The organism is Chitinophaga sp. CF418, from assembly GCF_900142925.1.
In the GTDB taxonomy this organism is placed as follows: Bacteria; Bacteroidota; Bacteroidia; order Chitinophagales; family Chitinophagaceae; genus Chitinophaga.
The window spans coordinates 24691-47873 of sequence record NZ_FRCN01000015.1; the positions used below are offsets into that span (position 1 = coordinate 24691).

The following is a 23183-nucleotide window of genomic DNA, read 5'->3' on the forward strand; positions in this document are numbered from 1 at the left end:
AAAAAGGACCGGTTTATTGCCGGTCCTTTTTGCTTTCATAACAAGTGCTCACAAGTTACTTAAGCAGAAATGTAGATGGTATGTGTCAGGTCATACCCTCCTGTGGTGCTATTCGCTGTGACAGTTGCAAGTTCATTATCCAGTGAATCCATAATGATATTGTCCTGTGCATTGGTGATTGAATTCTGGCCATGTGCACTGTAAAGCGATGTTTTATAAACAGCCGTATTGATTGCGTCTGGAAAGGCGATCTGCGTGGTCAGTTTCAATGAGCTGTCCACATAGATCTGCGCATGGATATGTGTTACGCGGCCGGTATACCAACCTGGGTAGATAGAAGTGAACTTTACCTGTCCGGCGCTGTCTGTATATTGCAGGCCACGGCAGAAGACCAGGGCTGTATTGTCCTGCGTGCCCAGATAACCGGTGTTGCTGTATCCTGAATAGTAACCGTCCTTATCACAATGCCAGATGTCCACACGTGCATTGCTCACTACCTTACAACTATCTTTCACATTGCGTACGGTGATAACAAGACTCAGCGGCAGGCCGGTTTTACCATCTGTAATATCCACACGTTGTATGGAAGACCCTCTGCTGCTATACAGCGGATACGGCCCGTCTGTTTCAGTATCAGATACGGTACAGGTTCCACCAGTTTCAGTATCAGTTCCTGTGGACGTGTCGGTATCTGTACCGGTTGTATTATCGTCTTTGCCGCATGCGTTAAGCATAGGTACGATGGAAGCCAGGCCCAGTATGCCCATCCCGTTCCTGAGAAAATCTTTTCTTTCCATATTGAGTTGGTTTGTTCACTGATATAACTGTATTACCAACACAAATATTTTTTAAATACGGGACATGGCCATAAGATTGCGGTCAAGCATCTATATGTTGCGGTGAATGGGCTAGCGCCGCCGGAACTGGCTGAAGAAAGCATCTTCATAACTGCTGCCTACAGGTATTTCACTACCACCTATCAGGATAGTTTTATTACGTACCTGTTCTATGCGGTCCATGGCTACAATGTAGGAACGATGTACCCTGATGAATGACTGTGGGGGCAGTTTTTCCAGCAGCACTTTCATTGTCATTCTGACTATCAGCGGGGGCTGTTGATAGAGGTGTATTTTCAGGTAATCGTCGAGGCCTTCTACAAAGAGAATATCTGAGATCTGTACTCTTGTCAGGCCATAATCCACCCTGAATATGAGCGGAGGTGGTGTGGTAGGATGCGACTGGTTGAATTGCCTCACGTGTTGCGCTTTTTGTACGGCCTGCAGGAAGCGCTCAAAGGTGAAAGGCTTCAGCAGGTAATCCACAGCATTGAGATTAAATCCCTCCACCGCATATTCGCTGTGAGCTGTTGTGAAGATCACCAGTGCCTGTTGCTGTATAGAACGGTACAAATCAATACCACTTACAGAAGGCATATTGATATCGAGGAAAAGCAGGTCTACCGGATATTGGGTGATATACTTCAATGCATCTTCGGGCACATTGAATGTCTTCTGCAGCTGTATGAAATCCACTTTCGCACAGAAGTTCTGTATCAGCTTTAATGCCGGCAATTCATCATCTATTGCAATGGCTTGTAAGGTCATGTTAATTGCAATGAAAGAGATACTTCAAAATAATGTTCCTCATCCCGGATCAATAGTGTATGACTGCCGGGATATAATAACTGCAGGCGTTTGCGGGTATTTTCTATTCCGAGCCCGCCTGTTGTTTCTGGTATTTCCTGCACAGTCACTTTATTGTTGAAGGCAGTAAAATGCAGCTGTTTTTCATCAATGTTTACTGTAATCCGAATATCCGTATTTTCGGCTGCATTCACACCATGCTTAAAGGCATTTTCTACAAAAGAAATCAGGATCAAAGGGGCGATCAGTTGCCCGGTAGCCTTGCCCGTCACTGTAAATGACAAAGGTACCGAATCTCCGAAACGCATTTTTTGCAGTTCAATATAATTACCGAGATAATCAATCTCCCTGGATAGTGGCACGAGATGATTGCCGGCATCACTGATTACATAACGCATCATCTGCGACAGTTTGACGACCGCAGTGCCTGTCTGGTCCGACTTATCAATGGCGAGAGAGTAGATGGTATTCAGAATATTAAACAGAAAGTGTGGATTGATCTGTGCTTTCAGGTAAGACAGCTCTGCATTCAGTTTCTCTTTTTCTGTCTGCCGCCAGCGGTAGTTTATTTTCAGGATAAGGGAGAAAAAGAATACTGCGAGGAAAAGGAACATCTGGTGACTTACGTCCAGCAACAATGACCGGGATACCTGCTCATGTGGGCCCAGGCCATGAAATTTGTCGGGTGGAGGGAATGCGCGGTCTGCCGGCGGCGGAGATTCCTGTCCGTAAGGCGGGATACTGTCTGCCGGCGGCGGAGTCGGTGACGGATTAAATTGTCTCGGCGGGCGATCTGAAGGCTGGGGCATCGGATTGTTGGCCGGCCATTCATATCCCGCGCGGGGAGGGCCACCCTGGAAACCGATCAGCAGATTAGGTACCAGCACTATCGTCACAAAGCATAAAGAAGCGATCAGCGAGAGACCGGCGTATTTGCGTTTGAAATAGTAATTAGGGATCAGCCAGAAATAATTGAAATAAAAGAACAGCAGCAATGCCAGGTAGGCAAGAAAATCTTTCAGGGCAGGAGGATATTTCCACAGATCAGACAGGTTACTGGCATCCGGGGAGAAAACGATCGGCAACGCCAGAAAAGTAACGCAACCGGCAATATGTATGAGCACCTGACTAAGTCTACCTTTCATAATGGGCTGTTAAGGCACAAAATTAGGATTTAGAGGATATTGATTTCCCCTTATTTTTGCGTCATGATAAAACGGATATTCGGGTTATGCATCTTATTACCTCAGCTGTTACACGCTCAGTTACCGGAAAAGAACTATCCACAGGGATATTTCCGCAATCCGCTGGCTGTGCCTATCCAACTTGCGGGTAACTACGGAGAGCTTCGTCCCAACCATTTTCACGCGGGCATAGACATTAAGACCCAACAGAAGGAAAATCTGCCTGTGTATGCAGCCGCAGATGGATATGTAAGCAGGATTGGCGTATCTCATACCGGTTATGGGAACGTGTTGTACATTACGCACCTTAATGGGTATACTACAGCCTATGGCCACCTGAATCGCTTTTTCCCTGCCCTGGAGCAGTATGTGAAGCAGCAGCAGTACGCTGCGGAGAGTTGGGCGACAGACCTGAAGATCCCGGCAGACAAATTCCCTGTAAAGAAAGGCGATTTTGTGGCATGGAGCGGTAATACCGGTGCTTCAGGCGGGCCACACGTGCATTTTGAGATCAGGGATACCCATACCGAGCATCCGCTGAACCCCATGCTTTTCGGTTTCGACATCCCCGATACCAAAGCCCCTGAGGTGTTCAGGATTGCCCTTTATGATATGGACAGGAGCATTTATGACCAGACACCTACCATACTGCCGGTAAAGAAGGTGAATGGTGAATATGTCCCTGCTACGCCATTGATCAGGGTAAAAAGCGCATCGGCCGGAATAGGGCTGAATGCGGTGGACCGTATGAGCAATGTGCCTAATAATTACGGTATCTATGAAGTGGTAATGTTTGATAGGGATGTGCCTAACAGCGGTTTCCAGATCGATAATATCGGTTTTGAAGAGTCTCGCTATATAAATGCACATACGGACTATAAAATAAGAAAAGGCGGTGGCCCCTGGCTGCAACTGCTGTTTTCTGTGCCGGGCAATAAGCTGGAGATCTACAAGGATGTACAGGGAGATGGAACCATTGATCTGTCAGACGGTACGCCACATCCGGTAAAATTGCTGGTGAAGGATGCCTATGGTAATTCTTCCACTGTAAAATTCACCCTGCAGCAGAGTGGAGATGCACCGGAACCTACCAAATGCGCCAATACGATGTATGCGGAATCCCGCAATATCTTCGAGAATAACCAGGTGGAATTTTTCCTGGAGGAAAATTCACTGTACGACAGGATCTGCTTTAACTATGCTGAAATTCCGGCAGGAGAAAAGTCAAAGTCCGTGTCTTCCATTTTCCGCCTTCATACAGCATTGGTGCCATTGCATAGCAATTTTACCCTGCATATAAAGCCTGACAGACCCATACCGGCTGCGCAACAGCATAAGGTAGTGATGGTACGTGAGGGGCTGGGAGAGACCATTGCTGGTACTACACTGGAAAAGGGCTGGTATGTTGGGCAGTTCCGTGAGTTTGGCAATTTCCACCTGGAAGTGGATACTATCGCGCCTAAAATTGCTCTGCTGGGAGCGAAGAACGGAGCTAACCTGTCAAAGGCGGCGAAATTATCTTTCGCTATCAACGATGACAGCGGTATTAAAGCCTACCGGGCAGAGCTCGATGGCAAATGGCTGATGTTCGCCCGCAGAGGTAATGTTATCTCTTATACTTTTGACGAGCATTGCAAGCCGGGTAAACACAGCCTGCGCATGTTGGTGACAGATATTGCCGGTAACACCAAAGAACAGACGATCACATTTACGAGATAGAGGAAAGAGAATATGACACATTTGAAAGAAGGAGATAAAGCGCCCGTTTTTAAGGGGATAGATCAGGAAGGTAAAGAGGTTTCGCTGGCCGATCTGAAGGGAAAGAAGGTGATACTATATTTTTATCCGAAGGATATGACGCCCGGTTGTACGAACCAGGCGTGTAACCTGAGGGACAACTATCATGTGTTGCTGAAGAAAGGGTATGCAGTAGTGGGCGTGAGTACAGACAGTGAAAAGCGACATAAGAAGTTTACGGAGAAATATGATCTGCCTTTCCCTTTACTGGCAGATGAAGACCGTACCATTCATACGCAATATGGTGTATGGGGAGAGAAGAAGTTCATGGGGCGTATTTATGACGGTACACACCGTACTACTTTCCTCATCAATGAATCGGGTATGATAGACAAGATTATTGTGAAGCCGGATACCAAAAATCATACAGAAGAGATCCTGGAGATCTGGAAATAATAAAGAGACTATTACCAATAAAAAAATCCCTCCTGGTCGACAGGAGGGATTTTTTTATGTGCTCTAATTAGCACTATCTCTTTTGGCGTTGTTTCTTGAACAGCTGACCAGTTTTGAACTTGTTACCTTCAGGGCTACCCACACGGTCCATTGCGCAACGGAAACCTACAGTGTTGGTGGCCATATCTTCCTGCATGTAACGGCGTGCACCTGGAGATAGCCAGTAAGCGCGATCGTTCCAGCTACCACCTTTTACAACGTGAGATTTGTCGTTGATCAGAGAGGTAATGCCGTAACCGTATTCTACGTTAGAGAGGGAGTCACCATCGAGATAGTTGATAACATCACCTTTCTGGTAGTTAAGACGGTTAGCACTTTCTTCGTCGGTTACATCACGCATTTTCAGGTGACCCAGGCTGTCCTTTTCAGGTTCGTTTTCGCCGTTCATATAAGTAGTCTGGAACTTGTTACCACGGAAGTAGTTGAAGTCATCACCGTCGATCGGGTTCAGCGGACGGTAAACGTCCAGTACCCACTCGCTCACGTTACCTGACATGTTATAGATACCGAAAGTGTTCGGGAAGAAAGCAATTACAGGACCAGGGATAGACGCACGGTCGTTCAGACCACCTGCCATACCCATGTTATCACCGGAACCACGTTTGAAGTTCGCCAGGAACTGACCCTGCCATGCACCACGGCGGATGTCTCTCAGACCACTTGTGTTAGTTCCCCAGGAATAAACCTGTTTGTTCATGATCAACTCCTCACCACGTTTACCTTCTTTCTTGGAAGGGCCAGGGTTCTGACCGATGTAACCCAGTGCCGCATATTCCCATTCAGCTTCTGTTGGGAGGCGGTAGTTTGGTAACATTACACCATCTTCGAATTGAGCAGTACGTGGAGAACCATCAGCGTTTCTGAACTGTGCCTTGGTACTCTTGGACATATTACCAGGGATACCTTCATAAAGGCCCGCAGTATATGACTTGGTATCGAAGGTGTTATCATCAGCCTGGTTCTTCATATCGTTTTTGGACAGCAACCCTTTGTCGATCAGCATCTTTTCGTTCACACGGTTGGAGCGCCATTTACAATAGTCAACAGCCTGTTTCCAGTTCACACCTACTACCGGATAATCGTTGTAAGCAGGGTGACGGAAGTAATATTCTACCAGCGGTTCGTTGTACGCCAGTTCGCTACGCCATACCAGGGTATCTGGTAAAGCTTTGCGGTATACGTCCGGGAAGGACTCGTCGTACATACGACGCAGCCAGTACAGATATTCACGATAGTGAACGTTGGCAACTTCTGTTTCATCGATGTAGAATGAAGAAACAGTAATACGTCTTGGAATGTTATTCCAGTCGGCCATAACGTCCTGTTCTGTCGCTCCCATGGCGAAGGTACCGCCCTGCACGAAAACAAGACCCGGACCAGTCTGCTGGTCTTTACTTTTGGCCACACTGAAACCACCCATCTTAGGATCATTGTAATTCCAGCCAGTAGCTGTGGATTTCTCCTTCTTTTTGCCGAAAGGGCCACCGTTTTTACAGGCAGACATCGACATAATTATACTGGCGCCTAAGAGCATTGAGACAGAGGTTAATCTATGCATGCGATTCAGCTTTTTTATTTGATGTTTATGGTAAACGCAAATGTAGTATAATTTATTTTATAGTAAAAATAATTAATCTGTAAGCATTCACCGGTTATTAGAGTTTATCTTATTTAAAATCAGTGTTTTACGATTCAGAGGTCTGTCCGGACTACGTATTAAGTTTATCTTAACTGTAATGACCGTCAGTGCTTTCTGGTGGCTGGTTGGCAGTAGCTGGCTTCTGGTTGATGACTCATAGATACATGGTATGGTTCTGTGTAAATATACTCTTACTTCCTTGCTTATTCCCTCTTAATTCCGACATACAGCATACTTTACTGACAACAGGAACAAAAATAGTCCTCCCGTCAATAAAACGCCGGATAATGGCTACTTATTATAGTGTTTGAAATAGTATGTCATAAAATGTCCCGCTGTCGTATATTCACATGTTATAAAAAACTGAAATACAATCCGAAGGGCAGATGCAGACATTTCGTGACAACAGCCGCAATGGTCGATTTCGCCCTATAAATATAGTTTATAATTGCTATGTTTGCGCAAATACCCGCTATGAAGTTTATTCCCTTCTCTTTCTTATTACTCCTTTGCCAATGGGTATCAGGGGGTAACGGGAGAGGAGGCCCCTACACCGCACATTCCGTGCTTTCTTCCGGCAGCTGGCAAAAACTGGCAATTACCCGGGAAGGCATTTATAAAATAGATAAAGCCCTGCTCACCAGCATGGGAATGAGTACTGATCTGAAAAGCGTCAGACTATATGGCACCGGGGGACGTATGCTGCCTGAAAACAATGCCATATCAAGGCACGACGATCTGCCGGAAGTGGCGCTGTTGGAAGAGGGAGACTACCTCCTGTTCTATGCGCCGGGTCCACATAGCTGGCAATACCACGGTAATAATTTCGTACATACGGCCAATCTTTACTCGGATACGGCCTGGTACTTCCTGACCACCGGCAGTACTCCGGGGAAAAGGATCGCCCAGGATGCTGCAACACCGGCTGCCGGTGTGATTGTCAACAGCTTTGACTATCACGCTTTTTATGAGAACGACAGCATCAACTTCCTGGGCAGCGGCAAACAATGGTGGGGCACTGTATTCAGCAGTGTGCAGCCGTTACGCAATATCAACTTTTCATTACCACTGACTCCTTTCTCACTGAAGATAGGAGCCAGGGTGGCCGCCAGGGGGATCGGTACCAGCCGTTTCTCCATACAGGCAGGAAATAATATGCTGGGTTCTTTGTCATTATCGCCCGTGAGCGGAAATATATTTGAGGCTTTTGCTTCAGTAGCAACGGGATACTATACTACAACGCCTGCAGGCACAACAGTCCCCGTCACACTTAGCTTCACACCTGGAGGAAGCGGGGCGCAGGGATGGTTGGACTATCTGACCATACAGGCCCGGTGTCCGCTGCAGCTGCCCGCGCGGGAGCCGCTCTTTTTCAGGGATATGGTTTCCGTAAGTCCCGGCCAGAACGCACAGTTCAGACTGGAGCAGGCCGGTAGTCAGACTGTTGTCCTCGATGTGACAGACCCGCAGCAACCAGTGAAGGTCAAAACCCAGCTGGCAGGCTCCACGCTTTCTTTTACAAGGGATTGTGGTATTCTGCATGAATATGCAGCCTTCACAGGACAGGGATATTTACAGCCAGTAATTGCTGGCGCTGTAACCAGTCAGGATCTGCATGGCATCGGTACTGCAGACATGCTGATAGTGACTACCCCTGCTTTACAGGCTGCTGCCACCAGGCTGGCTGCCTGGCACGGCACACATGACGGGCTGACGGTGAAAGTGGTGACAGTGAATGAGATCTATAACGAGTTTGGCTCAGGTACTGCCGATCCTGTTGCTGTCAGAGATTTTGTGAAGATGTGTTATGACAAGGGAGGGCTGCGTTACCTGTTACTGTTCGGAGATGCCTCTTATGACTATAAGAACAGGGTGGCGGGAAACACCAATATGGTGCCTACCTGGCAAAGCACGATCTCCACAGATCCGGTAAATGCCTACCCCTCAGACGACTTTTTCGGTTTCCTGGATGATGCAGACGATATTAATGACAACAGCAGGCAAAACCTGTTGGATATAGCGATAGGCCGCCTGCCTGTACAGCAACCGGCCCAGGCAGATGCGGTGGTGAACAAGATCATCGGGTATAATGTGCCCGCCAACTTTGGCCGCTGGCAACAACATATTACTGTCGTGGCAGATGACGGTGATGATAATCTGCACCTGCAGGACGCAGAAAGTATGAGTGAGATCGTTGCTGCACGATGGCCGGCAGGGCATATTGACAAGATCTACCTGGATGCCTATCCGAAAATAGCTGATGCAGGTGGTAGCCGTTATCCGGCAGTAAATGCCGCCATCGCAGAAGATATGTTTGAGGGTACCCTGATCTGGAACTATACCGGTCATGGAAGTTACTCCCGGCTCGCAGAAGAAGTGATCATGGAGGAAAGTTCCCTGGCTACCTGGAAGAACGCTGGTAAACTGCCATTGTTTATCACAGCCACCTGCGACTTTGCGCCGTTTGACAATCCGGCATATGTCTCCCTTGGTGAGAAGCTATTGTTGCAGGAGAATGGCGGCGGTATTGCACTGATGACAACTACCAGGGCAGTATTCTCTGCTTCCAACAAAGTGATGAATGCTAATTACCTGCAGAAGCTCCTGACACCCGGTGCGGACGGACAGATGCTGACGCTTGGACAGGCGGCCATGGAGGCCAAGAACCTGACATACGCTACTTATATCGATATTCCTAATAACCGTAAGTTCCAGTTATTGGGCGATCCGGCACTGACACTGGCTTTTCCCCGGTATCATGTGGTAACGGATTCCATTAATGGGAAGGCGGTAAATGATATACCGGATACATTGAAAGCAATGGGTAAATACACGGTAAAAGGCCACCTGGAAGACGAACAGGGCATCCGGCAGGACACCTATAAAGGTACATTGTATACGACTGTGTATGATAAACCTGCTCTGCAATATACCCGTGGGAATGATGCCGGTAGTACCAAGGCAGGCTTCTATGAGCAACAGAATATACTGTATCGCGGCCAGCAGACCGTTGAGAATGGCAGATTCTCATGCACTTTCGTGGTGCCCGCAGATATTGACTACCAGGTGGGCGCGGGGATGCTTGGTTTTTATGCAACCAATGGTGTTACGGCGGCGGGAGGTGTGTATGCAGGAGTACAAGTAGGTGGAACAGCTGATAATATTGAACAAGATGAGCTGGGACCTGTTATAAAAGCATACCTGGACAATGAATATTTCCGCAACGGGGGCATCACAGGAGAAAATCCGGTACTGTTGCTGCAATTGAAGGATGAACAGGGGATCAATACTTCCGGTTATGGCATAGGACATGATCTGATAGCTACACTGGACAATAAGGAAGGTCAATACTATATCCTGAACAGCTTCTTTGAGGCCACAACAGACAGTTATCAGGAAGGAACGGTCCGTTTCCCACTGTATGGCCTGTCTGAAGGAATGCACATTATGACAATAAAGGCATGGGATACCCACAACAACTCCGGTACCGCCACACTGCAGTTCCGGGTAGTAAAGTCATCTGAGATGACGATAGGAAAGGCCGGTTGTTTCCCGAACCCTTTCCATGACCAGACACAGTTCACTTTTGAGCATAATCAGCAAGATCGGGCGTTGGATGTGACTGTCAGAATTTTTACGGTAATGGGTCAACAAATAAAAACTATACATCATACAATAAATGATGGTGGTAGCCGTTATGTAGGGGCATCCTGGAACGGAACGGCCGATTCTGGCGCCCGGGTGTCGCCTGGAATTTACATATATAGTATCTTGGTAACAGCGAATGGTAAAACAAAGGTTTTAGGCGGAAAAGTAACTGTGTTATAACCTATGCATCAAAAGCAAATACTTGATTCGCGAGTCCCTTACCAGACCCCTGTTATTGATAATATAGATTTTCGAACTATTTTTACAACTCGTTCTAAACACTATTGCATGTATAATTGCATGATCAGAAAGGCAACTGTAAACCTTGTCTTAATTTGTTGCATCCTATTCTCTCTGTCTGTCTCCGCTCAGATTTCCACAGGTGATCTGGACGGACGTACGAATACCATTAACACCGCGGTACCTTTTCTACGTATTTCTCCTGATGCAAGGGCAGGAGCTATGGGAGACGCCGGCGTAGCCACCTCTCCCGACGCAAATTCCATCTACTGGAACCTTGCCAAGATCCCGTTTGCAACAACCCGCTCCGCAATTTCAGTGACTTATACCCCCTGGTTGAAAGAACTCGTGAATGACGTGTTTCTTGCTAACCTGTCAGGTTATTATCAGCTGGATGAGTTTCAGACAATCTCCAGCTCATTGCGTTACTTCTCTTTAGGTACTATCAACTTTACGGATGTTACCGGTATGCCTACCTACGACTACCGTCCGCGTGAATTTGCATTTGATGCAGGTTATGCCCGTAAATTATCAGATAACTTCTCTGTTGCCCTGGCTGGACGTTTTATTTACTCCAACCTGGCCAGTGGTGATATCAACGGCCGTGTGATCAGACCAGGTAAAGCATTTGCGACTGACCTGTCCCTGTTCTACACAAAAGATTACGAGAAAGACAATAACGCTGTAAATACCTGGAACGTTGGTCTGGCGCTCACTAACATTGGTACCAAAATCTCCTATACAGAATCTGCCACCAATAAAGACTTTCTGCCTACCAACCTGGGATTGGGCACCGCCTACACCATAGGAATGGACGAGACCAACAAATTGATGTTCACACTCGACCTGAATAAACTGTTGGTGCCTACTCCTGATAGCGCTGGACTTTACCGCGAAAAGTCAACCCTCTCAGGCATGTTCTCCTCTTTTGGTGATGCTCCGGGAGGTATGAAGGAAGAACTGCAGGAAGTAACAGTTTCCCTGGGTGGTGAATATAGCTACAGTGATCAGTTCTTTGTACGTGCCGGTTATTTCTACGAAAACAAGAACAAGGGTAACCGTAAGTATGTAACAGCTGGTCTGGGTGTTAAATACAACATGTTCGGCCTGAACTTCTCTTACCTGGTACCTTCCGGCAATGGTATCCAGCGTAACCCATTATCCAATACCCTGCGTTTCTCCCTGGTCTTCGACCTTGGTCATAAAGATGAAGAGGGCGGCAACACCTGGTAATAGCTGGATCTGAAATAGTTAATGTTTTTTTAAAATATAAGAATCCTCCGGAAATACCCGGAGGATTTTTAATTTGCGATAATTTTGAGCGGTTAAAAGCTTATATTTCAAAGTTTATACATCTGTCATGACTAAATTGCGCATTGGGCTTGGAGTAGATTTTCATCAGTTAACAGAGGGACGGGATTTCTGGCTGGGAGGAGTATTGGTACCGCACCATAAAGGAGCCCTGGGACATAGTGACGCCGATGTGCTGCTGCACGCCATTTGTGATGCTATGCTGGGAGCCGCCAGTCTGGGCGATATCGGCATGCATTTCCCCGATACTGATAATACTTATAAGAATATTGACAGCAAGATATTGCTGAAGCGTACGCAGGAGCTGATCACCGCTAAGGGTTACCAGGTGGTGAACATCGATAGCACACTTTGCCTGCAGGCGCCCAAGATCAAACCATACGTAGTGCAAATGCAGGAAACCATCGCCGGTATACTGAATATATCCACAGAGGAAGTATCTATAAAGGCTACCACAACAGAAAAACTGGGATTTGTGGGTCGTGAAGAGGGAGTGGTGGCTTATGCGACCGTCCTGCTTGAGAAAAATTAAGTTGCCGGATCTCTGATGGCTTATTCGTTTAAGAATCAAATGATTGTGCCGGGATGCCCGGCAAAAATGAATCAAATGTTCATAATCTGCGGACTATGGACTATTTAAAATACCTTTGCAACAATGGCAGCTATTACAGTAAAGATCATCAATAAATCCGCTAATCCGCTACCGGCCTATGCCACTGCAGAAGCGGCCGGGATGGACCTCAGGGCCAGTCTGGAGACAGCTATTACCTTACAGCCTCTGGAAAGGATGCTGATACCCACCGGCCTGTTCATAGAGCTGCCTACCGGGTATGAAGCCCAGATCAGACCACGCAGCGGTCTGGCCATCAAACAGGGACTTACCCTGCTGAATACCCCTGGTACAATCGATGCCGACTACAGGGGAGAGATCAAGATCATAATGATCAACCTGTCAAATGAGCCGCAGGCTATAGCTCCCGGTGAAAGGATCGCTCAGATGGTAATCGCGCCTTTCGTACAAGCTAAGCTTGAAGCGGTGGAACTGCTGACAGAAACAGAACGTGGTGCCGGCGGTTTTGGCCACACCGGTAAATCTTAATAAATGTTCACAATCCGGAATAACAATAGGACCTTGCCTGGAAAGAATGGTCTGCCGGCTTTAAACCGACTGGTAGGCCGCTTACCTCTTTTAGTGGCGGGTTTTTGTTGTCTGGTGGGAACTGCCTGTAATTCTTCCAAACCCGTTGCAACCCGCGCGTCTTCCCGCCAGGTATATTCCATCAAGGATTCCACCTTGCTGGAGCAGCGTGCGGATAGCCTCTTTTACTCAGCCGAAAGGTCTAAGATGCTGGGCGACTACCGCACGGCTATTACACAGTTCTCAGATTATCTTCGCCTCAGAAGGAACAATCCTACCGCTTATTATGAACTGGCCCGCCTGTTCATCGAGGTGCGCAACCCCGGGTATGCATTGGGCTTTGCCCGCAAGGCAGTAAGCCTGGACGGTTCCAACAAGTGGTTCCAGATCACACTGGCAGACGCTTTTGGGGTAAATGCCCAGTTTGACAGTGCTGCTGCCGTATATAGCCGGCTGGCCGTCACCTATCCTGACAATGATGAATATCTGTATAACAAAGGAATGTTCCTCGCAAAAGCAGATAAATCTGAAGAAGCACTGGAGGTGTTTGATTCACTGGAAGTGAAAGTAGGGTTGATAGAAGAACTGGCCTTCCAGAAGCAGCGGCTTTATCTCAAGCTGAACAAAATGGACGATGCCGCAGCGGAGGTACACAAGTTGATTAATCAGAACCCGGATGATGTCAGGTATTATCTCATCCTGGGAGATATTTATAACTCTAATGACCGTACTGAGGAAGCCTCAGCCATCTACAAAGAGGTACTTCAGCGGGATCCGTCTAATCCGAGAGCGCTGATAGCGTTGTCAGGTTATGCCAAGAAAGAAGGTAAATACGACGACTATTGGGCTTATCTGACCCGTGCTTTTGCCAATCCGGACTATAACATTGATGAAAAGGTAGCGTATGTCTATCCCTACCTGCAAATGCAGGGAGTGGACAGCAGTAAACTGAGGGAAGGGCTGCAGTTGGCGCAGTTGGTCATCGAGGCACATCCGGAAGAAGCTAAGGCCTACGCGCTGCAGGCAGATATGTACTCACAGGCGGGTATGCTGGATAGTGCATTGATAGATTACAATAAAGCGGTGACCCTGGATTCCACACGTTTTACCGTATGGTACCAGCTGATGTGGATCTACTCCCGCAAGGAAGATTCCAATAAACTGCTGAAAGTGAGCTCAATTGTGACAGATAAGTTCCCCAAAGAATTTATGGGTCATTATTTCAAGGGGGTGGCGAACTTTTTGCTACAGAATTATCCTGCATCCATAGATGCCTTAAATATTGCATTACAGATAGGGAATGGTAATGGAGACAAGAATATGCGGGCAGATGTCTATTCCCTGTTGGGCGATGCTTATCACGCAACAGGTCAGCATCAGTTGTCAGACAGCAGTTATGACCGGGCGCTGGCTTTAAAGCCGGATGATGCATTGGTACTGAACAATTTCAGTTACTACCTCTCCCTTCGCGGAGAGCAGCTGAACAAAGCAGAAAGCATGTCCAAACGTTCACTGGAACTGGAACCGGAAAGTACCAATTTCATGGATACATACGCCTGGATCCTGTTCCGCATGGCCCGTTATGAACAGGCCAGGGAATGGATGGAAAAAGCCCTGCGGTCACAGGACGCACGTGAGAATCCTAATATGCTGGAGCACTACGGAGATATATTGTTTAACCTCCATGAAGTAGATAAGGCCCTGGAATATTGGCAGTTAGCCAAACAAAAGGGTGCTAATTCAGTAGGATTAGCCCGTAAAATTGCAGAAAAACGGTATATACTTGCAACCGAAAGGGAGTAGCGAACTTCCCGGGGGGAATGGGAATGTATTGAATTAAAGATCATGATGAAGCAAACATTAGCACTGATAGTATTAGGTATTGTAAGCACGGGACTCTTTTCATGCAGGCATAGCCGACAGATTGCAGGCACTTCTTTTCCTGTAACGGATACTACCCAGCATAACATTATAACAACGACAGACAGCGCATCTGTGACAGCTGCCAGTACTTATAATAGAGAGCTGCTCTCAAAACTACGCAGCAACTGCATATCCTTTAACACCTTCTCCGCAAAATTAAAAATCGACTTTGAAACAGAATCCAAACAAATGTCAGGTATCAACGCAAACATGCGGATGCAGAAAGACAGTTTCATCTGGATATCAGTGTCAGCGCCTATTATCGGGGAAGTAGCCAGGGCTATCATTACACCCGACAGCCTGAAGGCAATCGACAAATTTCATAAAATAGCTTATCTCCGTGATCTCAGAAATGCACAGGACGTTCTGAACATTCCGTTCGATTTCAAAACATTGCAGGACCTCATTATTGGTAATCCGGTATACCTGACAGATTCAGTATACCAGGTAGTGAAGACACCGGCAGTGATTTCTTTTACCTGCGACAGCACAATATTCACCAGCCTGTTCAACGTTTTTGCAGATGACTATATCCTGCAGCAAAGCAAGGTGATGGATAAAGACAGTACGCGTAAGCGTTCGGTTGAGCTGACATATGGTGAGTACAAGTCGTTGGATAAGATTAAATTTGCTACCCGCCGCAGGGTTTTTGTGGAAGAGAAAAGTTATACGAAGATCAACATGGATTTTAACAAAATAGATTTTGATCAGCCAGTGAGCTTTCCGTTCACTATTCCTTCCAGTTATTCTAAGGAGTAGGAGTGCTCCGGAATGTATCTGAAATTTGTAAATTGCTATTTTGCAGCTATCTTTAAAACCATCATGCTGAATCTGAAGAAGTTTTTCCCGTTTATAATAATCTTAGGTTTACTACCGGCCTTGCTGCATGCACAGGCTCCCCAATTGTCGCGGGAAGAATTGGAGCATAGAAAGAAAGAGTTGCAACGTGAGATCGACGAGGCTAACGAAGCACTCAAAACTACCAAGAAATCAACAAAAGAAAGTCTGAGCCAGCTACGGGCACTGCGGGATAAGATTACGCTGCGTACCCGTCTTATCAACAATATCAACGAAGAGATCAACTTCATTAACGGTGATATCAATTCTGCCTACAGAGACATTAAGACCCTCGAGAAAGACCTTGATACCCTGAAGTCACAATATGCACAGCTGGTCGTATATGCGTATAAGAACCGCAGTACCTACGATATGCTGAACTTCATTTTTTCTGCAGAGTCTTTCAATGATGCCATAAAAAGATACCAGTACCTCAAACAGTATAGGGATTATCGTCGCAGACAAGCAGATAACATTCTTGAAACACGTGTGCTGCTGAGTAAGAAAATCGAGAGCCTGCAGGAACAGAAGGAGAAACGTTCCGGTACATTGAAGGTGGAGCAGGAGCAACGGAGTATACTGGAGGTGGACAAGAAAGAGAAAGACAAAGTACTTACTAACCTGAAAGGGCGTGAGAAAGAGCTGCTGGCAGATATCAACAAGAACAAAAAAGACGCGCAGAAAGTACAGGCAGCTATCCAGGCGGTAATTCGTCGTGAGATCGAAATGGCCCGCCGGCAGGCGGAAGAGGAAGCGGTTGCCAAACGTAAGGCTGCTGCTGAAGAGAAACGGAAACGGGATGAGGCGGCGAGGAAAGCTGCTGCTCTTGCAGCCGCCAATGCCGCTGCCAACGCTGCTAAGAATAACAATGCTATAGCCGAAAATAAACCTGAAACGAAGCCGGCAGAACCAGCTCCGGCTCCGAAACCACCGGCCCCTGCACCAGAAGCAGAAAAACCGGTGCGTACAGAGAACGTACTGGAAGCAACACCGGAAGCCCTGGCATTGTCAGAAAGCTTTGAAAATAATCGTGGTAAACTGCCATGGCCGGTAGGCTCCGGTCATATCATCGGGCACTTCGGCCGCCAGCAGCATGCGGTGATCGACCGTATTACTGTAGAGAATGATGGTGTGATTATCGGTACCAGCCGTGGAGCCACCGTTAGAGCGATTTTCCAGGGGGAAGTAAGGACTGTGGCTGTTATTCCGGGAGGTGGTTCCCTGGTGATTATCAGGCATGGACAGTATTTTACCAACTATGCCCGTTTGCAGACAGTAAGTGTAAGAACAGGAGACAGGGTGAGTACAGGTCAGGTGATCGGTACTGCTGGTACCAATGAACTGGAGAACCTGGGAGAGGTTGAACTGCAGATCTATAGGGGAATACAAAAGCAAAACCCCGAGTTCTGGATCAGGAAGAAATAACTTAAGAAGCTATAAAGAAAAAGGCTGTCCACCGCGGACAGCCTTTTTTTATAAAAATCACTTATCTATCGACTCCAGCGCCCTGTTCAACACCTCTTCATACAGGGCTTCATATTGCGGGATGATATTATCGATATGAAAACGCTGTGCCTGTTCCAGGGCCCCCTTACGCATGGTGGCCAGCAGCTCTTCATCCATCAGCAGCCTGGTAGCATGCTCCGCCATACTGTCCACATCGCCGACAGGGCTTAGGTAACCGGTCTTCCCGTGAATGTTCACCTCCGGCAGCCCACCGGCATTGGAAGAGATCACCGGCACTTCTGCAGCCATGGCTTCCAGGGCCGCAAGACCGAAACTTTCATACTCAGAAGGCAGTACAAATAGGTCAGCAATTGACATCACATCTTCCAGCTGCTCCTGTTTACCCACAAAGCGGATATCCCCGCAAAGATGCAAGTCCCGGCACATAGCTTCAATAGCTGGCCTGTCAGGACCATCGCCGACCAGCAGCAGTTTGGCAGGTACTTTTTCCCTTACCTTCTGGAAGATCTTTACTACGTCGGGAACGCGTTTCACCTTACGGAAGTTGGACACGTGCAGCAGGATCTTTTCTCCGTTGGGAGCAATGGCGTTCCTGAAATGCAGCAATTCCTTTTCCCGGCGTTTAAAGCGATCGGTATCCACGAAGTTGTAGATCACTTCGATGTCTTTCTCGATCTGAAAGGATTTGTATGTTTCTTCCCGGAGATTATTGGATACTGCGGTAATAGCGTCCGACTCGTTGATAGAGAAGGTCACCACCGGGGCATAGGTCTTATCCTTACCTACCAGGGTAATATCTGTACCATGGAGGGTTGTGATAAAAGGTACAATCCTGCCTTGTTTGCTGACAATCTGTTTTGCCAGGTAGGCGGTAGATGCATGCGGAATAGCATAATGTACGTGCAGCAGGTCTAATTGCTGGTTAAGTATAACATCCACCATGGTGCTGCTCAATGCAGACTCATAAGGAGGAAAATCGAAAAGCGGGTAAGTAGGGACTTGCACTTCATGATAATATATGTTGGCATGAAAGGCATTCAGTCGCACGGGTTGCTGATAGGTAATAAAATGGACCATATGCCCTTTATCTGCCAGCGCCTTACCCAATTCCGTTGCCAGTACGCCGCTACCCCCATAAGTTGGGTAACATACTATTCCAATTCGCATGTGTTGTTGTTTAAAACTTTATAGCCAAACGCTTAGTGCCAACGTTTAGCACAGAATGCAGAACGCCTCACGCAGAACACAGTTTACGTTAATACAGGGTACAAAATTATAACATTTTAAGCTGACATTGCCGGTAAATGGTATTAGCGGCGTGTTAAGCCTGTCATGTAAAATATATGTATGATAAACCCATTTGAATAACAATGTTATTTAATTAGTTTTAGTCCCAAAATCGATGTGCTTATGAGAAATTACCTGCTGCCTGCGCTGTTGGCCTTTACCATTCCGGTATGTGCACAACAGCAGGAGAGCGATTCCCTGGTTTTAAGACAACTGGCAACCGAAGTCCTGACACATAGTAAGGCATACTCAAATTTGAGAGATCTTACCCAGCAGGTAGGGGGCCGTCTTGCCGGCTCTCCACAAATGGTGAAAGCTGAAAAATGGGGTGAAAAGGTATTGAAGGATGCCGGCGCAGACACTGTTTATATGCAGGCCTGCCAGGTACCTCATTGGGTAAGAGGCGCTAAGGAAGAGGTGCGTATCATCTCCCGCCGTCGCGACTTTATTCCACCGCTGAATGTGCTGGCACTGGGTAACTCTGTTGGTAGTGCCCCTTCAGGGATCACCGCCCCTGTGCTGGAAGTATCCTCTTTCGAAGACCTGGAAGCAAAAAAGGACCAGGTAAAAGGCAAGATCGTGTTTTATAATTACGCCTTTAAACCCGAGTTCATCCGCACTTTCGAGTCTTACGGAGACGCTGTGAGATACCGCGGACAGGGCGCGAGCCGTGCGGCCAAATACGGTGCACTGGCAGTAGTGGTACGGTCTATGACCCATGGAGCCAACAACTTACCGCATACAGGCGCCATGCACTATAATGACTCCTTCCCTAAGATCCCCGCTGTGGCCATCGGTCTGGAAGATGCTGAGCTGTTAAGCAACAGGCTGAAAGGAGAGTCAGACATGAAACTGTACCTGAAAACCAATTGTAAAATGCTGCCTGATACCACAGGGCACAACGTAATCGGTGAAATCCGCGGTACAGAATTCCCCGACCAGATCATTACCGTAGGCGGACACCTGGATTCCTGGGATGTAAACCAGGGAGCGCATGACGACGGTACCGGCTGTGTACAGTCTGTTGAGTTGCTACGTGCTTTCAAGGCGGCGGGCATTAAACCTAAACGTACCATCCGTATAGTGCTGTTTGCCAATGAAGAGAATGGTTCCCGCGGAGGTAAGAAATATGCGGCAGAGGCGAAAGCGAAAGGAGAGCACCATATATTCGCATTGGAAAGCGATGCAGGCGGTTTTACACCCCGTGGCTTTTCATTCACAATGCCGGCGGAAAAACAGGCTAAGATCATCTCCTGGGCCCCTTTATTCCGCCCTTATGACGTATATGACTTTACATCTGCCGGCGGAGGCGTGGACGTAGGAGAACTGTACGAAGCAATAGGTACCCCAATGGGTGAACTAATGCCAGACTCCCAGCGTTATTTTGATCTGCATCATGCTGCCAATGATACCTTTGAAGCCGTGAACAAGAGAGAGCTGGAACTGGGCGCTTTCAGTATGGCAGGGTTGATCTATCTGATCGATAAATACGGACTTTAATCCTTACCTGTATCAAATAAACAATATGCGCAGATTCCTTTTTATGGTGGTGGGTGGCGTACTTGTGGTGTTGGCCCTTTTTTTCATGTATAGATACTATTTCGTATTTGGTCGCGGGGTAAAAGCCGGTGAGCTGAATTATTTCGTAGAGAAGGGATATGTCTTCAAGACATTTGAAGGCCGCCTTATCCAGAGCGGCTACCGCTCTAAACAGCCCGGTGCACTGCAGTCAAATGAATTTCAGTTCTCTGTGACAGATAAACGTATTGCCGAACGTCTCATGACCTGCAGCGGAAAGTTCGTAGAGCTGCACTACAAGGAATACCTGGCTGCACTTCCCTGGCGCGGGGTCAGCAACTTCGTTGTGGACAGTGTGATTACGGTGAAAGAAGTAGGTAATTAGAAAAGAGATCAGGAATGGAGATATAATTCATTCCTGATTTTCTATTGTGCCAGCAGTAGAAATATGGCCGGTTTCTTATGCAGCTCCGGCAATTGCTGTTTCCACGCCTTTACAGATTTTGTCCGGATAAATTCTTCGGGTCCGGTTATATCAGCTGCTACGCACACCTGCGTAGTTTCTTTACAGTTATCCAGTATATCTTTCAGCAGCTGATTATTACGGTAGGGCGTTTCTATAAAAAGCTGGGTCTGTTGTTTCTTTTGCGATTGCATTTCAAGGTCGCGTATCGCCTTTATTCTTTCCGGCGGTTTTACCGGCAGGTAGCCCACGAACTGGAAGTTCTGTCCGTTCATGCCTGAGGCCATCAGGGCCAGCAGCATGGAGTTAGGGCCGACCATGGGAATGACCTGCGCATTAATGGCATGAGCCACCTGTACTACAAGATGTCCCGGATCGGCAATAGCCGGACAGCCCGCTTCACTGATCACCCCGATATCCTTTCCTGAGAGTAATATTTGTTTGGCCAATGCAGTATCCGGCGGATGATTTTCATGCATCAGCAGTAACTGCAGGGCATCTATGTTGATACTTTTATCCAGCGCCTTCAGGTACCGCCGGGCGGTACGTTCATTCTCCACGAAGAATACGCTGATCTGCTGTATTACAGGTGTAACATAGGCCGGAATAGTATGGAGGGTATCCGGGCTGAGTACAGTAGGGATCAGGTATACTTTACCAGGTTGCGCCATGAAGTAATTTTTTGTCTGATAAATGGATGGTGGCAGCTATCACCGCATAGGAAGGCGCCAGTACCCAACCGAGGATCGGGATGAACATCAGGATATAAAACACGATACCATTTCCCAGCGCTATACCCCTATGATCTTTGATAAACCTGATACTCTGCCTGGTGCTCATCTGATGCCGCTCACAACTGTAATCGACCATGGAAAAACCATAGAAATAGCACTCTATGAAGAAGGCAAACAACGGTGTGATCCAGCCGACTACCGGTATGAACGACAATACGATCAGTAACAGAACGGCAACGGTCTGATACAGCATATTGCGCAGCGAAATAGATATCCCCCTGGCCATATCTTTCAGGAACTGCTGCATGCTGAAGGGGAATTCCCGGCGCTCCAGGATGGCCTCTGTTTTCTCTGAGAGATAGGCAAACAGGGGAGATCCCAGAATGAGGAAAAGGTACTTATAGTAGGAAAAATACAGTAGCAGGATCATGATCCTGATGGAGAACGCCAGCAGGATAAAGAAGAAGCTGACCCAGCTGCTCTCAAGGTCCTGGATCCATATTTTCAATGGAAGCAGGTTAAACAGGTATTCGACAAAATCTCCCGAATATCCCCAGACGAAATAACTTCCTGTCATGAACAATATGCAGTACAGGATACCGGGTACGAGTATCCATTTCCATAACTTGTGCTGCATGATAAACTGATGTGCTTTCCCGTAGGCCTGAATGGCGGCCAGCACTTCTCTGAATGAAAACAAATTCCTGGAATTTTAGTGTTAGTTATTCGCTATAAGCATTGATCCGGTTGTAAATAACTAAAAATCAGTGGAACAATGGTAAAAAATATAGGGCGGCAATAAAAAACCTGCCAGCTTATGCAACTGGCAGGCTTTTTTGAAATGATTTATCAGATCAGAACCTTGGACACAAGGTTCTGTACTTACTTCCTTCATTGCGTCTGTGTACGTAAATGATGGAAAGCTCCATGCCACCACGATAGTTAGATGCCGGTTTCAGCGTAGATACGTTCATATCGTAAGAAGCGCCGATGGTGAAACCGTTGATCTCCAGACCTACATATGGGTTGATCGCATCTTTCAGACGGTACCAGCTACCGAGGTAGAAGGTAGTCGGGTTTTCGTCATCGCCATTCAGGTTGAAACCGTAAGCACCGCCGAAAGCGAATTCGGAAGCCGTACTTTGTTTCATATAGAGGGCGCTGAAGTGCAGACGATTAGTACCATTTACCGGAACGGAACCACCACCGTGAGCTGTCCAGCGGGCAGTCAGTCGATTGTTGTTCTGCGCCATGAACGTTTCCGTAGGCTGCGTGATGTGATAATAGGAAGCACCCAGGTAGATGTTGGATGATTCTCCCACCAGACCGTTATAGAGGATACCGATATTAGGATCGAGATAGGTGACAGTCGGGTTTACAAAAGTTTCACCACTTGGGATGGCAGGATTGTAACCGTTATTGTCTATCTGGTTTTCAAATACCAGTTTTGTCTGATCGAGTCGCTTTTGTACGTAAGTAGCCTGTAAGCCTACAGCCAGGGTATGGTTTCCTTCCGGGTCCAGACCTTTATGGTAAGCCGTACTAAAGCTGAGATAGGTAGAGGTCAGTGCACCGCCGCCGGTCCTGTCGTACATAGCCATTACCCCTACACCCCAGATGTCGGTATAGGACAGCACATTCTTCAGGATTCCGAAGTCTACTGCTGCAGTACCGGTGGTGAATGGAGTCGAGATACTTCTCCACTGTGAACGATAGTTCCCTGAAACACGAAAGTCGCCTGAAAACAGGCCTGTAAATGCCGGATTAAGAGTGAGTGGGGAGGCAAAGAACTGCGAAAAATGCGGGTCCTGCGCCCTGGCCGGGTTCATCAGATAAAGGGCAATCGTGAAAAACAGCAACACTTTTTTCATAAAACAATACTTAATAGTATAGGGTTT

At 47.2% G+C, this 23183-nt stretch carries 19 protein-coding genes; 11 read left to right on the forward strand and 8 right to left on the reverse strand.

Features of this window, described 5'->3' with window-relative positions; translation table 11 throughout:
* Window positions 1-59: 59 nt before the first annotated feature.
* The 3 genes from F3I09_RS27870 to F3I09_RS27880 all read right to left on the reverse strand — a co-directional run bounded on the left by F3I09_RS27870 (window position 60) and on the right by F3I09_RS27880 (window position 2788).
* Window positions 60-797, reverse strand: a complete 738-nt coding sequence (locus F3I09_RS27870; protein ID WP_149698344.1) for an intradiol ring-cleavage dioxygenase — start codon at window positions 795-797, stop codon at window positions 60-62.
* Between the two features lie 111 nt (window positions 798-908).
* On the reverse strand, window positions 909-1604 hold the full coding sequence (locus tag F3I09_RS27875; RefSeq protein WP_149698345.1) for a LytTR family DNA-binding domain-containing protein: 696 nt from the start codon (window positions 1602-1604) through the stop codon (window positions 909-911).
* Window positions 1601-2788, reverse strand: coding sequence for a sensor histidine kinase (locus tag F3I09_RS27880; RefSeq protein WP_149698346.1), 1188 nt, complete (start codon window positions 2786-2788; stop codon window positions 1601-1603). Before F3I09_RS27880 ends, F3I09_RS27875 begins: the two co-directional genes overlap by 4 nt.
* A gap of 63 nt (window positions 2789-2851) precedes the next feature.
* On the opposite strand from F3I09_RS27880, the gene F3I09_RS27885 reads away from it, so the two are divergent.
* Together F3I09_RS27885 and bcp are read left to right on the forward strand one after the other, a co-directional pair.
* Complete coding sequence (locus F3I09_RS27885) at window positions 2852-4546, forward strand: peptidoglycan DD-metalloendopeptidase family protein (RefSeq protein ID WP_149698347.1); 1695 nt, start codon at window positions 2852-2854, stop codon at window positions 4544-4546.
* Between the two features lie 12 nt (window positions 4547-4558).
* Window positions 4559-5020 (forward strand): thioredoxin-dependent thiol peroxidase, encoded by a 462-nt coding sequence (gene bcp, locus F3I09_RS27890; RefSeq protein WP_149698348.1) that lies wholly within the window; start codon window positions 4559-4561, stop codon window positions 5018-5020.
* Between the two features lie 73 nt (window positions 5021-5093).
* Here bcp and F3I09_RS27895 read toward each other — a convergent pair whose 3' ends face one another.
* Window positions 5094-6638, reverse strand: a complete 1545-nt coding sequence (locus tag F3I09_RS27895) for an SUMF1/EgtB/PvdO family nonheme iron enzyme (protein ID WP_149698349.1) — start codon at window positions 6636-6638, stop codon at window positions 5094-5096.
* Window positions 6639-7193: 555 nt separating this feature from the next.
* Between F3I09_RS27895 and porU the strand changes: the two genes are divergently transcribed.
* The 7 genes from porU (at window position 7194) to F3I09_RS27930 (ending at window position 17241) form a co-directional block, all read left to right on the forward strand.
* The gene (gene porU, locus F3I09_RS27900; protein WP_188133981.1) at window positions 7194-10547 is read left to right on the forward strand and encodes a type IX secretion system sortase PorU; all 3354 of its coding nucleotides are present in this window, start codon (window positions 7194-7196) and stop codon (window positions 10545-10547) included.
* Window positions 10548-10655: 108 nt separating this feature from the next.
* Complete coding sequence (gene porV, locus F3I09_RS27905; protein WP_149698351.1) at window positions 10656-11840, forward strand: type IX secretion system outer membrane channel protein PorV; 1185 nt, start codon at window positions 10656-10658, stop codon at window positions 11838-11840.
* A gap of 127 nt (window positions 11841-11967) precedes the next feature.
* Window positions 11968-12450, forward strand: a complete 483-nt coding sequence (ispF, locus tag F3I09_RS27910; RefSeq protein ID WP_149698352.1) for a 2-C-methyl-D-erythritol 2,4-cyclodiphosphate synthase — start codon at window positions 11968-11970, stop codon at window positions 12448-12450.
* A gap of 123 nt (window positions 12451-12573) precedes the next feature.
* Complete coding sequence (dut, locus tag F3I09_RS27915) at window positions 12574-13017, forward strand: dUTP diphosphatase (protein WP_149698353.1); 444 nt, start codon at window positions 12574-12576, stop codon at window positions 13015-13017.
* Between the two features lie 3 nt (window positions 13018-13020).
* Window positions 13021-14859: a tetratricopeptide repeat protein gene (locus tag F3I09_RS27920; protein ID WP_149698354.1), complete on the forward strand. Its 1839-nt coding sequence runs from the start codon at window positions 13021-13023 to the stop codon at window positions 14857-14859.
* A gap of 42 nt (window positions 14860-14901) precedes the next feature.
* Entirely contained in the window at window positions 14902-15738 is an 837-nt protein-coding gene (locus F3I09_RS27925; RefSeq protein WP_149698355.1) for a DUF4292 domain-containing protein, read from the forward strand.
* 63 nt (window positions 15739-15801) lie between these two features.
* Window positions 15802-17241 (forward strand): murein hydrolase activator EnvC, encoded by a 1440-nt coding sequence (locus F3I09_RS27930; RefSeq protein ID WP_188133982.1) that lies wholly within the window; start codon window positions 15802-15804, stop codon window positions 17239-17241.
* 57 nt (window positions 17242-17298) lie between these two features.
* Here F3I09_RS27930 and bshA read toward each other — a convergent pair whose 3' ends face one another.
* Complete coding sequence (gene bshA, locus F3I09_RS27935; RefSeq protein ID WP_149698357.1) at window positions 17299-18450, reverse strand: N-acetyl-alpha-D-glucosaminyl L-malate synthase BshA; 1152 nt, start codon at window positions 18448-18450, stop codon at window positions 17299-17301.
* A gap of 243 nt (window positions 18451-18693) precedes the next feature.
* On the opposite strand from bshA, the gene F3I09_RS27940 reads away from it, so the two are divergent.
* Together F3I09_RS27940 and F3I09_RS27945 are read left to right on the forward strand one after the other, a co-directional pair.
* Window positions 18694-20070 carry a M20/M25/M40 family metallo-hydrolase gene (locus F3I09_RS27940; protein ID WP_149698358.1) on the forward strand — a complete coding sequence of 459 codons (1377 nt, stop codon included), beginning with the start codon at window positions 18694-18696 and terminating at the stop codon, window positions 20068-20070.
* Between the two features lie 25 nt (window positions 20071-20095).
* On the forward strand, window positions 20096-20473 hold the full coding sequence (locus F3I09_RS27945) for a hypothetical protein (RefSeq protein WP_149698359.1): 378 nt from the start codon (window positions 20096-20098) through the stop codon (window positions 20471-20473).
* A gap of 41 nt (window positions 20474-20514) precedes the next feature.
* Here F3I09_RS27945 and F3I09_RS27950 read toward each other — a convergent pair whose 3' ends face one another.
* From F3I09_RS27950 to F3I09_RS27960, 3 genes are all read right to left on the reverse strand, one after another.
* Window positions 20515-21222 (reverse strand): SAM-dependent methyltransferase, encoded by a 708-nt coding sequence (locus tag F3I09_RS27950; protein ID WP_149698360.1) that lies wholly within the window; start codon window positions 21220-21222, stop codon window positions 20515-20517.
* The gene (locus F3I09_RS27955; protein ID WP_149698361.1) at window positions 21206-21985 is read right to left on the reverse strand and encodes an EI24 domain-containing protein; all 780 of its coding nucleotides are present in this window, start codon (window positions 21983-21985) and stop codon (window positions 21206-21208) included. Before F3I09_RS27955 ends, F3I09_RS27950 begins: the two co-directional genes overlap by 17 nt.
* A gap of 154 nt (window positions 21986-22139) precedes the next feature.
* Complete coding sequence (locus F3I09_RS27960; RefSeq protein WP_149698362.1) at window positions 22140-23156, reverse strand: PorP/SprF family type IX secretion system membrane protein; 1017 nt, start codon at window positions 23154-23156, stop codon at window positions 22140-22142.
* Window positions 23157-23183 lie beyond the last annotated feature (27 nt).

Bases quoted from the DNA above. Each gene is read 5' to 3' on its own strand.
- F3I09_RS27870 (WP_149698344.1), bottom strand. From the start codon at position 797: ATGGAAAGAAAAGATTTTCTCAGGAACGGGATGGGCATACTGGGCCTG.
- F3I09_RS27875 (WP_149698345.1), bottom strand. From the start codon at position 1,604: ATGACCTTACAAGCCATTGCAATAGATGATGAATTGCCGGCATTAAAG.
- F3I09_RS27880 (WP_149698346.1), bottom strand. From the start codon at position 2,788: ATGAAAGGTAGACTTAGTCAGGTGCTCATACATATTGCCGGTTGCGTT.
- F3I09_RS27885 (WP_149698347.1), top strand. From the start codon at position 2,852: ATGATAAAACGGATATTCGGGTTATGCATCTTATTACCTCAGCTGTTA.
- bcp (WP_149698348.1), top strand. From the start codon at position 4,559: ATGACACATTTGAAAGAAGGAGATAAAGCGCCCGTTTTTAAGGGGATA.
- F3I09_RS27895 (WP_149698349.1), bottom strand. From the start codon at position 6,638: ATGCATAGATTAACCTCTGTCTCAATGCTCTTAGGCGCCAGTATAATT.
- porU (WP_188133981.1), top strand. From the start codon at position 7,194: ATGAAGTTTATTCCCTTCTCTTTCTTATTACTCCTTTGCCAATGGGTA.
- porV (WP_149698351.1), top strand. From the start codon at position 10,656: ATGTATAATTGCATGATCAGAAAGGCAACTGTAAACCTTGTCTTAATT.
- ispF (WP_149698352.1), top strand. From the start codon at position 11,968: ATGACTAAATTGCGCATTGGGCTTGGAGTAGATTTTCATCAGTTAACA.
- dut (WP_149698353.1), top strand. From the start codon at position 12,574: ATGGCAGCTATTACAGTAAAGATCATCAATAAATCCGCTAATCCGCTA.
- F3I09_RS27920 (WP_149698354.1), top strand. From the start codon at position 13,021: ATGTTCACAATCCGGAATAACAATAGGACCTTGCCTGGAAAGAATGGT.
- F3I09_RS27925 (WP_149698355.1), top strand. From the start codon at position 14,902: ATGATGAAGCAAACATTAGCACTGATAGTATTAGGTATTGTAAGCACG.
- F3I09_RS27930 (WP_188133982.1), top strand. From the start codon at position 15,802: ATGCTGAATCTGAAGAAGTTTTTCCCGTTTATAATAATCTTAGGTTTA.
- bshA (WP_149698357.1), bottom strand. From the start codon at position 18,450: ATGCGAATTGGAATAGTATGTTACCCAACTTATGGGGGTAGCGGCGTA.
- F3I09_RS27940 (WP_149698358.1), top strand. From the start codon at position 18,694: ATGAGAAATTACCTGCTGCCTGCGCTGTTGGCCTTTACCATTCCGGTA.
- F3I09_RS27945 (WP_149698359.1), top strand. From the start codon at position 20,096: ATGCGCAGATTCCTTTTTATGGTGGTGGGTGGCGTACTTGTGGTGTTG.
- F3I09_RS27950 (WP_149698360.1), bottom strand. From the start codon at position 21,222: ATGGCGCAACCTGGTAAAGTATACCTGATCCCTACTGTACTCAGCCCG.
- F3I09_RS27960 (WP_149698362.1), bottom strand. From the start codon at position 23,156: ATGAAAAAAGTGTTGCTGTTTTTCACGATTGCCCTTTATCTGATGAAC.